Source organism: Streptomyces sp. PSU-S4-23 (genome assembly GCF_055632315.1).
On the sequence record NZ_JBVMUU010000002.1, the window covers coordinates 6,982,355 to 6,994,278 of the forward strand.

Genomic DNA, 11,924 nt, shown 5'->3' on the forward strand with positions numbered 1-11,924 from the left:
ACGGCCTTCACGAAGGGTGATCGACCGTCTCGTCGATGCCGGGGCACCGGTCGACCGATGCTGCCGGATCCTCGGGGTCGCCCGGCAGAACCACGACAAACACAAGCGCTCCCCGACCACACCGCGGCAGCTGCGACGGGAGTGGCTGACCGGGCTGATCCGGGAGATCCACGTCGCCTCACGCGGCACCTACGGCTACCGCCGCGTCCACGCCGAGCTCACCCTGGGCATGGGCATCCAGGTGTGCTCGAGGACCGTGTCGGTGCTGATGACACAGGCCGGGATCCACGGACTGCCCGGACCGGTGCGGATCGAGCGCCTGCGGGGTGTCGTCACCGCCGACGACCTGGTCAACCGGAAGTTCCATCGGCTGCGTCCCAACGAGCTGTGGGTCACCGACATCACGCAACACCGCACCAGAGAGGGGTGGGTGTACTGCGCGGCGGTCCTTGACGCGTTCAGCCGCAAGATCGTGGGCTGGTCGATCGATTCCAGACAGGACTCCACCCTCGTGGTCAACGCGTTGGACATGGCCCTCCGCAACCGGCGCCCCGAACCAGGCGGGATAGTGCACGCCGATCACGGCACCCGGTTCACCCCCTGGGTCTTCGGGAAAAGGATCCGCTCCGCCGGGCTCCTTGTTCTCCGCGCTGTGGCATGACAAGCGATCGTCGATGCCCAGCTCGTACAGGGTCCGGTCGGAGAAGGGGGCGAACAGCCGAGACGGAGGAGCCGTCGCAGCCTGTGCTGCCTTCAGCTGTTCAATGGCCGCCACGTCGCGCACTTCGAGTCTGTGGGTGGCGGCATTGACGCTGTAGATCCGCTTTGAAGCCCACACGGCTGCCTCATCATGCGGCAGCACCTTCAGGAGAAGGTAGGTCTCGCTGCCGTCGTCCGGCGCGAGGATGACGCCTCGCCAGAAGGCTGTGATACGGATCGTCCTGATGCGTGGGTCACGCGCCTTGGACACAACTGTGAGTTGGAGTCCCTTGTCCGATCTCAGGGCTGAGCGGTACGAGGCGGGAGACCTCAGCGTCCGAGCGCGTCGTGTCCGGGGCCACCTGTGCGCAGGGTCACCCCTCGTCTCACAGATTCAGTTCCGCTGCCCTCAGCCCTTACGGCAGGGACCTCCCCCGGGCCGCCGCGTTCACTCCCCCCGGCGAGCGGGTCCCCTGCCCCGCCGCGTGCTGCGCGTCCACCGCGGGCAGTGCGACCTCGTCACGCCGAGGTGCTGCACTGAAAAAACGCTGGCGCATCCTCTGGCCGGGTGGCTAGGGTCGTGTCCGTTCCTGCGGCTGTTCCGTGCCGCCGCTGTTGGTTGCGTGTGACCTGGGAGGTGTTGACCGATGGCTGTCGTTGCGATGGGCGTTGCCCGCATGCGGAAGTTCCTCGAGTCCACCTCTGTGGCCGCCGGCTGACCTCACCTTTTATTTCCGCGTCCGAGTACGCGGTGCCGGGGCCACCCTTGTGAAGGGTCACCCCTTGCCTTCCTCTTCTCTTTCGAGTTCGGCTTCGTCGCATCCGCTCGCCTCGTACGGCTGGGATGCGGCCTGGGAGTCGGCGTTCGCTCCGTATGCCGAGCAGGGCCTCCTGCCCGGCCGTGTCGTCCGGGTCGACCGTGGCCTGTGCGACGTCATCACCCCGGCCGGCATCGTCCGTGCCGACACCGAGTTCGTCGTCCCCCGCGACCCGATGAAGGTCGTGTGCACGGGGGACTGGGTCGCCGTCGATCCCGAAGGCGGCGAGCCGAGGTACGTGCGGACACTCCTCCCGCGCCGCACCGCCTTCGTGCGGTCGACGTCGTCCAAGCGTTCCGAGGGCCAAGTCCTGGCCACTAACATCGATCAGGCCGTCATCTGCGTGTCGCTCGCGGTCGAACTGGACCTCGGGCGGATCGAGCGGTTCCTGGCGCTCGCCATGTCCAGCTCGAACGGTGAGGCACTGCTGCACAACGCGGCGGACTCCTGGGAGTCCGGGGCGCAGCCGGTCGTGGTGCTCACCAAGGCCGACCTGGTGCCGGACGCGGTGACGCTCTCGTACCTCCTCCAGGACGTGCAGCAGACCGCGCCCGGGGTGCAGGTCCTGCCGGTCAGCTCGCGGCGCGGAGAGGGACTCGACGTCCTCGCCGCGCTCCTGGCGGGCGGCACGGCCGTGCTGCTCGGGCAGTCCGGCACGGGGAAATCGACCCTCGCCAACGCGCTCCTCGGCGAGGACGTCATGACGGTGCGGGAGACCCGGGACGTGGACGGCAAGGGCCGCCACACCACCACCACGCGCAATCTGCTAGCCCTGCCCGGCGGAGGCGTCCTCATCGACACCCCAGGGCTGCGCGGGGTGGGGCTCTGGGACGCCGGGAGCGGCGTGGGCCGGGTGTTCTCCGAGATCGAGGACTTCGCCGCCCGCTGCCGCTTCCACGACTGCGCGCATGTCGCCGAGCCCGGCTGCGCGGTGCTCGCGGCGGTGGCGGACGGAGAGCTGTCCGAGCGGCGGCTGGAGAGCTACCGCAAGCTGCTCCGGGAGAACCAGTGGATCGTGGCGAAGACGGACGCCCGGGTACGGGCCGAACTGCGGCGCGAGTGGAAACGCAGGGGGGCCCAGGGCAAGGCGGCGATGGAGGCGAAGCGGGGGCGTCGCCGCTGAGGGCGGCGCGGGGGACGGCGGCCGGGGACTCGATGTCCGAAACCCGCCGGACCCGTCCCCTCCCGTCGACCAGACTGGAAGGCGTGATAGACGAAGACACCAGGTACGAGGCGGTACGCAGCCGGGACGCCCGGTTCGACGGGGAGTTCTTCTTCGCCGTCGAGACGACCGGGATCTACTGCCGGCCCAGCTGCCCCGCCGCGCCGCCGAAACGGCGGAACGTGCGGTTCTATCCGACGGCGGCCGCCGCGCAGCGCGCCGGGTTCCGGGCCTGCCGGCGGTGCCGTCCGGACTCCGTGCCCGGCTCCGCCGAGTGGAACGTGCGCGCGGACGTCGTGGGACGTGCCATGCGCCTGATCAAGGACGGCGTGGTCGACCGCGAGGGCGTCGGCGGGCTCGCCCGGCACCTTGGGTACAGCGCCCGCCAGGTGCAGCGGCAGCTCACCGCCGAGGTCGGCGCCGGACCCGTCGCCCTGGCCCGCGCGCAGCGCGCCCACACGGCACGCGTCCTGCTGCGGACCACCGCGCTGCCGGTCACGGAGATCGCCTTCGCGGCCGGGTTCGCCAGCGTGCGCCAGTTCAACGACACGATCAAGGCGGTGTACGCCGCCACCCCGAGCGAACTGCGTGCCGCCGCACCACGCGGCGGACCGGCCGTGCGCCGCCCGGAGGCCACGTCCGCGGGGATCCCGCTGCGGCTCGCCCACCGCGGCGCGTACCAGTCCACCGCCGTCTTCGACCTGCTCGCCCGCGAGGCGGTCGCGGGCGTCGAGGAGGTCGAGGGTCCGCGCGGCGGCCGCACCTACCGCCGTACGCTCCGGCTGCCCTACGGCACCGCCGTCGTCGCCGTCGAGGAGGGGCGGCGGGGCGGCCGGGCGCCCCACCGGCCGAAGACGCGGCAGGCCGCCCACCCCGGCGGCTGGCTCGACGCCCGGCTCCACCTCACCGACCCCCGCGACCTCACCACCGCCGTCCAGCGGCTGCGGCGGCTGTTCGATCTCGACGCCGATCCGTACGCCGTCGACGAGCGGCTCGGCGCGGACCCCCGGCTCGCCCCGCTGGTAGCGGCCCGCCCCGGACTGCGCTCGCCCGGCGCGGCCGACCCGGAGGAGCTCGCCGTGCGCGCCCTCGTCGGACGGGCCCGGGCCGAGCGGCTGGTCCAGCGGTACGGGAAGGCGCTGGACCTCCCGTACGGCACCCTCACCCATGTCTTCCCGGAGCCGGCCGCGCTCGCCGGCGCCGCGTCGGCGGGCAACGCCGGGACCGGCACCGCGGTCGGGCCGCACGGCACGCTCGCCGCCCTCACCTCCGCCCTCGCCGACGGCACCCTCCGCCTCGACGCCGGCGCCGACCGCGACGACGCGCACGAGGCGCTGCTCGCGCTGCCGGGCATGGACCCGAGCACCGCCGCGGTCATCCGCACCCGCGCCCTCGGCGACCCCGATGTGGCGCCGCCCGGCGAGGACCTGCCCGAAGCGTGGCGCCCGTGGCGGTCCTACGCCCTTCAGCACCTCCGGACAGCGGGTGAACCGATCCACCCGGACACACAGGAAGACCACTGACCATGGCTCAGCACGACGCCGTCCACCACACCGTCCTCGACAGCCCCGTCGGCCGCCTCCTGCTGACGGCCGACGCGTCGGGTGCCCTCACCTCCCTGTCCGTGCCGGGGCAGAAGGGCGGCCGCACCCTCCGGCCGGAATGGCGGCACACACCCGCCGCGTTCCGGGAGGCCGAGCGGCAGCTCGCCGCCTACTTCGCCGGTGAACTCAAGGAGTTCCGCCTTGAGTTCCGCACGGACGGCACCGCGTTCCGCGAGCGGGTCTGGGCCGCGCTCGCCGCCGTGCCGTACGGCGCGACCACGACCTACGGTGCCATCGCCGCCCGGATCGGGGCGTCCCGGGCCGCCGTCCGCGCCGTCGGCGGGGCGATCGGCGCCAACCCTCTGCTCATCGTCCGCCCCTGCCACCGGGTGATCGGCGCCGACGGCTCCCTCACCGGCTATGCGGGCGGTCTCGACCGCAAACTGCGGCTGCTCACCTTGGAAGGCGCGCTCCAGCCGCCCTCCGACCTGGCCTCCGACCTGCCCGCCGGCCTGCCCTCCGACCCGCCCGCCGTGCGCCCGAAAGGGTGATGCGGTGTTGCCTCCTCGGCGTGTCGTGGGAAGCCATGGAGGGCTCGCCGGTCCCGTGCCACGGGGACCGCAGGGGAGGAGGGCGCGTCCGCATGGTCCACCCGCAGCGCGCCGCCGGAGCCCGGCGCCGGTGCCTCGCCGTCCTGGCGCTCACCGTCGTGTCCACCGCGGCCACCTTCCCGGGCGCGTCCACCCGCCCGGAGACGGCCCCGCGATGGACCGGCACCTGGGAGGCCGCCCCCTCCGGAACGGCCCCCGCCCTGCCGGACGCCTCGATCCGCAACGTCGTACACACCAGCGTCGGCGGCGGCGCCGTCCGCGTCCGCATCACCAACCGCCTGGGCACGGCACCCCTCCGGCTGGACGCCGTGACCGTCGCGTTGCAGCGCCCGGACACCCCTGCGGGCCCCGACGCGGTCCCGGGCTCCCTGCGCACCGCCACCTTCACCGGGGCCACCTCGGTGACCGTCCCGCCGGGCCAGGACCGCGTCACCGATCCCGTCCGGCTGAGGGTCCCCGCCGACGCCAACCTCCTGGTCACCGTGCACACCCCCACCGACTGCGGCCCGGCGACCTACCACCGCACCGCCCTGCAGCCCAACTTCCTCGCCAGGAACGGCAATCGAGCCGGCGACACGGGCGGAGCCGCCTACACCACCAAGGTCTCCCACTGGTACTACGTGACCGGCGTCGACGTCCTGGGGCCGGCCGCCGGCAGCGTCGTCGCGCTCGGCGACTCGCTCACCGACGGCAACGGATCCACGTACGGCGCCAACCACCGCTGGCCCGACCGGCTCGCGCAGCGCCTGCGCGCCGCCCGCCCAGCGAGTCGCCGGCCCGGCGTCCTGAACGCCGGGATCGCCGGCAACCGCCTCCTGCGCGACGGCGTGGGCCCCAGCGCCCTGGCCCGCCTCGACGCCGACGTCCTCTCCCGCACGGGAGCGCGCACGGTGATCGTCCTGGAGGGCGTCAACGACCTCAAGGGCACTCCGCCCCTGACCGATCCGGGCGCCTTCGTGCGCGCGTACCGCCGGATCGTGGCCCGCGCCCACGCCCACGGCCTCCGCGCCATCGGCGCCACCCTCACCCCGTTCGGCGGCAACAGGGGCTGGACGCCGGCCCGCGAGGGCGCACGGCGCGAGATCAACGCCCTCATCCGCGGCGGGCTGTTCGACGCGGTGGCGGACTTCGACGCCGCCGTCCGCGACCCCGCCCGCCCGGACCGCATCCGCCCGGCCTACGACCAGGGCGACCACCTCCACTTCAACGACGCGGGGATGAAGGCGCTCGCCGACGCCGTCGACCTGGCCGCTCTGACCCGCTGACGGGACCCGCGTCCCGGCGCCGGGCCCAGGGACACCGGCGCCGTGCCGGGGAACACGTCCGGTGAACACGTCCGGTGAACACGTCCGGGCGGCGCCGGGGGACCGCGCGGATCAGTCGCGCGCCACCCAGCCCCGTTCGTACGCGTGCCAGCCGAGCTGCAGCCTGGTCGTCACCCCGGTCAGTTCCATCAGCCGCTTCACCCGGCGCTGCACGGTCCTCAGCCCCAGGTCGAGCTGCTTGGCGACGCTCGCGTCGGTCAGCCCGGCGAGCAGGAGCGACAGCACCTCCAGATCGGTGCCGTCGGGGCCGTCCGGTCCCTGCTCGGTGACGCCGGACGCCCCGAGCCGCAGGGGCAGCGCCTCCCGCCACACCGACTCGAAGAGACCGGACAGCAGTTCCAGCAGTCCGCTCGCGTGCACCACCAGCGCGGCCGGCTCCGCGGTGTGCGAGGTCAGCGGCACCATGGCCAGCGACCGGTCGGCGACCACCAGCTTGGTCGGCACCGTGTCCGCGACCCGCACCTGTTCGTCACGGGCGAGCGCGGCGTGCAGTTCGGTGATGCCGTCGGGCCCGTCCAGCACCGCCCGCTCGACCACCACCCGGTAGCGGACCCCGCGGCCGGCCGCCTGCTCCTCCGCGTGGTTCTCCACGCCGGTCACGGCCACGGGAGCGCCGGTGACCAGGGCGCACACCTCCTCGGCCGCGCCGAGCTGGAGCTGCAGGAAACGCTGGGTGACCGCGGCGGCGCCGATCACCACCTCGACCAGGTCGTGCACCGCGGGCTCCCCGGCCGCCGCCCGGTACTCCTCGGCGAGGAGCGCGGCCGTCAGCTCCGCCTGCTCCAGCTCGTGGCGCCGCTGGGTGAGCAGCGCGCCCAGCGCCACCCCCGGCGGTGCCGCCACCCAGCGGCCCGGCCGGGCCGACGACTGGGCCGCGAGGCCCTGCCGTTCCAGACGGCGCAGGGCGCGTTCGGTGTCGTGCTCACCGAGCATCAGCCGCCGCGCCAGATCGGGCACGTCGGCGGCGCCCACGGACACCAGTGCCCGGTACGCCGACTCGTGCGTCTCGTCCAGCCCTATCGCTGCCAGCATCAGCCGTTGTCCCTCCCCGAAGACAAGACCCCGCGGTGCGGTCCGTGGCGGAAAACGGCCACGGCGCAAACCCGCCCCGGCACATCATCGCCGTACCTCCCGTCACTCTGCCAAGGTGACGCCACCGCGGTGGCGAGCGCCACCCGCAATGCCCGGAATGGGCCGACTCGGCCTGCGTGGACACGGGCGGGGGCCCCTGGGAGGGGACCCGGGGAGGGCCGGACCCGGTCACCGCGGTGCCGCGGGCGGTTCCCCCGTGGGGGGCGGGACCGCCCGGCGCCGGCCCGTCCCGTATCGCCGGTCGCGTCACCGGTCGAGTCGCCGTTCGAGCCGGGTGGTCCGACATGCCGTCAGGAGCCGTGCAGCGGGCCGGATTTTCCCGATGCCCCGTTTTCACAGGGCCCGCGCGGTGGACAATTGGGGGCATGAGCCAACAGGGGGAGAGGCCCACCGGCCACGAGGACGACTGGTGGGGGCAGTTGTACGACGACTCCGCCGGGGACACGGGGGCGGCTGCCGCTGCCGACAGCCTCGACGACCGCTTCGCCTCGGCGGCGGGAACCGTGGGCCCGGGGGTGACCGGGGAGGACGGGTCCGGGGCACCGTCGACGGTACCGGGGCAACGCGCGGCGGGACCCCGGCCCGGCACGCCCGCGGATGCGGCCTCCCCGCCCTCGGGCCGTCCCCCAGCGCCGCTCGCCGGGGAGGACCCCCGTCGGCTCGGCGGTCCCGCCCGGCAGCCCGCAGCATGGGATCCCCCGGCCGATCGGCCACCGGGCCCCGCGACCCTCCCGCCCGGACCCACCCCACCGGGATTCCGCACGGAGCCCCCGCACGACGCCACCTCGGACGACCCGCCGCCCCTGCCGGGCCGCCCGCCGACGGACGCGCTCCCGACGAGCGGGCCGGCCGAGGCCGACGGGCCCGCACCCGCACCCGACGCGCCGCTTCCGGCGGACCGGCCTCCGGTGGACGCGCCGCCCCCGGCGGACCGGCTTCCGGTGGACGCGCCGCCCCTGCCGGGCCAGCCGCAGGCCGGCGGTCCGCCGTCGTCCCCCGTCCGCCCGCCCGCCGGCGCGGTCCCGCCGACCCGTCCCACCGTGGCCGTTCCGTCCGCACCCGCACCCGACGCGCCGCCCCCGCCCGCCGAGGCCGTCCCGCTCCCGCCGGCCGTGCCCCGCATGCCGCCCCCGGTCGGCCACGTAGGATCCGGTCCCCCCACCTATGACGCCGAACCCACCGCCCTCCCGCCGGCGGATCCGGACGACCTCGACGACCTGGTGCCCGACACCGTGCTGGAGGGGGCGCGGTACGGCGCCTGCACGTTGCGGGCGGTCTCCGTGCGCGGGGACTCGGCCCGCTACCGCGGCGAGCCGCGCCGCGACTGCCTGCTCACCGCCCGGTTCGGGACCGGCGACCGGGCGCTCGTGCTCGTGGCCATGGCGACCGGCGCCCGTGGCGCGCCCGGGGCGCACCGGGCCGCGGCCGAGGCGTGTCACTGGATCGGCCGGGCGGTCGGCCGCAGTCATGTGCGCCTGAGCGAGGACATCCGGGCCGCCCGGCGCGGCGACCTCAAGTCGGGTCTGCACCGGCTCACCGACCGCAGTCTCGGCAGGCTGCGCGCCGGCGCCGCCGAGCAGGGCCTCGACCCGCAGGAGTACTCCGCCGGCCTGCGCTGTCTGCTGCTGCCCGCCGACCCCGCCTGCCGCACGCGAGTGTTCTTCGGCGTCGGCCCGGGCGGCCTCTTCCGGCTGCGGGACGGCGAGTGGCAGGACATCGAGCCGCGGGTCTCCGAGGCGACCGGCGAGGCGGTGGTCGGCTTCGGCTCGCTGCCGGCGGAGACGCCCGAGGGCGACCGGCTCACCATGGATCTGGGGATCGCCACGCCCCCGAGCCCCTACGAACCCGCCCCCGAGCCGTCCCGCGACCCCTTCCGCTTCCGGGCCTCCATAGCCCGCCCGGGGGACACCCTGCTGCTGTGCACCGGCGGCCTCGCCGACCCGCTGCGCGACGAACCGCGGCTCGCCGGGCATCTGACGGCCCGCTGGTCGACGGGCCGGCCGCCCGGCCTCGCCGCCTTCCTCGCCGACACCCTGGTGCGGGTGAAGGGCTACGCCGACGACCGTACGGCGGCCGCCGTCTGGGAGGCGTGATCGAGGCGCCTGTGGATTGATGGTCTCAGGGTCCTGCCGACGGACTCCCGCCGGCCGGGGGAGGGCGGGCCCCGAGACCGAAGGGTGCATCGATCCATGGCCAAGCAGAAGGTCGCCGACCAGTTCGTCGACATCCTCGCCCGCGCTGGAGTCAAACGCCTGTACGGGGTGGTCGGCGACAGCCTCAACCCGATCGTGGACGCCGTCCGCCGCAATGCCGCCATCGACTGGGTCCATGTGCGGCACGAGGAGACCGCGGCCTTCGCGGCGGGCGCCGAGGCGCAGATCACCGGGAAGCTGACCGCGTGCGCCGGCTCCTGCGGCCCCGGCAACCTCCACCTCATCAACGGCCTGTACGACGCCCACCGCTCGATGGCCCCGGTGCTCGCCCTCGCCTCGCACATCCCGTCCGGCGAGATCGGGCTCGGCTACTTCCAGGAGACCCACCCCGACCGGCTGTTCGGCGAGTGCAGCCACTACTGCGAGCTCATCTCGACCCCGAAGCAGATGCCCCGGCTGCTGCACACGGCGATCCAGCACGCGGTCGGCCGGCGCGGCGTGAGCGTCGTCTCGCTGCCCGGCGACATCGCCGACCAGCCCGCCCCGGACCAGGCCACGGAGATCGCCCTCGTCACCTCCCGGCCCACCGTGCGGCCCGGTGACGCCGAGCTCGACCGGCTGGTGACGATGATCGACAAGGCGGAGCGGGTCACGCTCTTCTGCGGCAGCGGTACCGCGGGCGCGCACGCCGAGGTCATGGAGTTCGCCGAGCGGATCAAGTCCCCGGTGGGGCACGCCCTGCGCGGCAAGGAGTGGATCCAGTACGACAACCCGTACGACGTCGGCATGAGTGGTCTGCTCGGATACGGCGCCGCCTACGAGGCGACCCATGAGTGCGATCTGCTGATCCTGCTGGGCACCGACTTCCCGTACAACGCCTTCCTGCCGCAGGACGTGACGATCGCCCAGATCGATGTGCGGCCGGAGAACCTGGGACGCCGCTCCAGACTGGACCTCGCGGTGTGGGGCGACGTGAAGGAGACCCTGCGCTGTCTCATCCCGCGCGTGCGGCCCAAGGAGAACCGGCGCTTCCTCGACAAGATGCTGAAGAAGCACGCGGGCGCGCTGGAAGGCGTGGTGAAGGCGTACACGCGCAAGGTCGACAAGCACCTCCCCATCCACCCGGAGTTCGTGGCGTCGATGGTGGACGAACTCGCCGACGAGGAGGCGGTCTTCACGGTCGACACCGGGATGTGCAACGTCTGGGCCGCCCGCTACCTCACCCCCAACGGGCGTCGGCGCATCATCGGTTCGTTCTCCCACGGCTCGATGGCCAACGCCCTGCCGATGGCGATCGGCGCGCAGTTCACCGGCCGGGGCCGGCAGGTCGTGGCACTGGCCGGCGACGGCGGGTTCTCCATGCTGATGGGCGACTTCCTGACCCTCGTACAGGACGACCTGCCGGTGAAGGTGGTGCTGTTCAACAACTCCTCCCTCGGCATGGTGGAGCTGGAGATGATGGTCGCCGGGCTGCCCTCGTACGGCACGGCCACCAAGAACCCCGACTTCGCGGCCGTGGCGCGCGCGTGCGGGGCGTACGGCATCCGGGTCGAGAAGCCGAAGCAGCTCGCCGGCGCCCTCAAGGACGCCTTCCGGCACAAGGGCCCGGCCCTCGTCGACATCGTCACCGATCCCCACGCCCTGTCCATCCCGCCGAAGATCAGCGCGGAGATGGTGACGGGCTTCGCGCTCTCGGCCTCGAAGATGGTGCTGGAGGGCGGCGTCGGCCGCATGCTGCAGATGGCCCGCTCGAACCTGCGCAACGTGCCCCGGCCGTAGGAGTGCCGGACGGACGGGCGGACGGGCGGGCGGCGGCGGGCGGGACCCGTACAGGGGTTCAGAGGTTCACTTCCGCGCGTCGGTGGCGCGCATCCACCCCGTGCCCCCGGTCGTTGTCGATTCGACATGACTGTCGCCCCGCCCACGGGGCATGGATCCCGTGAGCACGTTCGAGCACGAGGGGACCGACATCACGTGCGGACGGGGGACATGAACAGGCGAGCACGAGGGGGTGGCCCCGTGGCCATCGGGGCCTCCTCGCCGAAGAAGACGGAGGAAGCGACCGACGGCACGAGGGGCGGGCCAGGGGGTGCGCACCTCAGACGAAGGCTGGGCCGGGCGGACTTACGGGCGGTCCCCGAGGCGCGCAGGGCGCTGCGGGAGCTGCTCACGCACTGGGGAAGGCCGGGACGATCCGAGATAGCCGAGCTGCTCACGAGCGAGCTGGTCACCAACGCGCTGGTCCACACCGACCGCGAGGCGGTCCTGACGGCCACCGTCTCGGCGCGCGGACTCCATGTGGAGGTGAGGGACTTCGTGGGACGCAGGCCGAGGCCGCGGGCGGCGGACGCCGACGACGGCACGCACGGCAGGGGCCTGATGCTGGTGCAGTCCCTGGCGGACGCCTGGGGCGTACGGCCGCACGGCGTGGGGAAAGCGGTGTGGTTCGACCTGGCCGCGGAAGCCGCGTGAGGCACCGGAGAAGCGGCGTGACGCACGGGAAGGGGGCCCGGCCTGCTG

Annotated in this window: 8 protein-coding genes and 1 pseudogene; 8 read left to right on the forward strand and 1 reads right to left on the reverse strand. The window is 73.9% G+C overall.

Features of this window, described 5'->3' with window-relative positions; translation table 11 throughout:
* Positions 1-16 precede the first annotated feature (16 nt).
* The 5 genes and pseudogenes from ACZ79I_RS31760 to ACZ79I_RS31780 form a co-directional block, all read left to right on the forward strand.
* Positions 17-640 (forward strand): annotated as a pseudogene (locus tag ACZ79I_RS31760) (IS3 family transposase); the annotation flags it as partial.
* Between the two features lie 842 nt (positions 641-1,482).
* Complete coding sequence (rsgA, locus tag ACZ79I_RS31765) at positions 1,483-2,640, forward strand: ribosome small subunit-dependent GTPase A (protein WP_471501884.1); 1,158 nt, start codon at positions 1,483-1,485, stop codon at positions 2,638-2,640.
* 32 nt (positions 2,641-2,672) lie between these two features.
* Positions 2,673-4,202 (forward strand): DNA-3-methyladenine glycosylase 2 family protein, encoded by a 1,530-nt coding sequence (locus tag ACZ79I_RS31770; RefSeq protein ID WP_471501886.1) that lies wholly within the window; start codon positions 2,673-2,675, stop codon positions 4,200-4,202.
* A gap of 2 nt (positions 4,203-4,204) precedes the next feature.
* The gene (locus ACZ79I_RS31775; protein ID WP_471501888.1) at positions 4,205-4,774 is read left to right on the forward strand and encodes a methylated-DNA--[protein]-cysteine S-methyltransferase; all 570 of its coding nucleotides are present in this window, start codon (positions 4,205-4,207) and stop codon (positions 4,772-4,774) included.
* 92 nt (positions 4,775-4,866) lie between these two features.
* Complete coding sequence (locus tag ACZ79I_RS31780; protein WP_471501892.1) at positions 4,867-6,099, forward strand: SGNH/GDSL hydrolase family protein; 1,233 nt, start codon at positions 4,867-4,869, stop codon at positions 6,097-6,099.
* 111 nt (positions 6,100-6,210) lie between these two features.
* Here ACZ79I_RS31780 and ACZ79I_RS31785 read toward each other — a convergent pair whose 3' ends face one another.
* A complete protein-coding gene (locus ACZ79I_RS31785; RefSeq protein WP_471501894.1) occupies positions 6,211-7,191 on the reverse strand; it encodes a helix-turn-helix domain-containing protein in 981 nt (326 codons plus the stop codon).
* Between the two features lie 425 nt (positions 7,192-7,616).
* Between ACZ79I_RS31785 and ACZ79I_RS31790 the strand changes: the two genes are divergently transcribed.
* From ACZ79I_RS31790 to ACZ79I_RS31800, 3 genes are all read left to right on the forward strand, one after another.
* Positions 7,617-9,344 carry a PP2C family serine/threonine-protein phosphatase gene (locus tag ACZ79I_RS31790; RefSeq protein WP_471501896.1) on the forward strand — a complete coding sequence of 576 codons (1,728 nt, stop codon included), beginning with the start codon at positions 7,617-7,619 and terminating at the stop codon, positions 9,342-9,344.
* 96 nt (positions 9,345-9,440) lie between these two features.
* Positions 9,441-11,183 (forward strand): pyruvate dehydrogenase, encoded by a 1,743-nt coding sequence (locus tag ACZ79I_RS31795; RefSeq protein ID WP_471501898.1) that lies wholly within the window; start codon positions 9,441-9,443, stop codon positions 11,181-11,183.
* A 210-nt stretch (positions 11,184-11,393) separates the two neighbouring features.
* The gene (locus tag ACZ79I_RS31800; RefSeq protein ID WP_471501900.1) at positions 11,394-11,876 is read left to right on the forward strand and encodes an ATP-binding protein; all 483 of its coding nucleotides are present in this window, start codon (positions 11,394-11,396) and stop codon (positions 11,874-11,876) included.
* Positions 11,877-11,924: the final 48 nt, after the last annotated feature.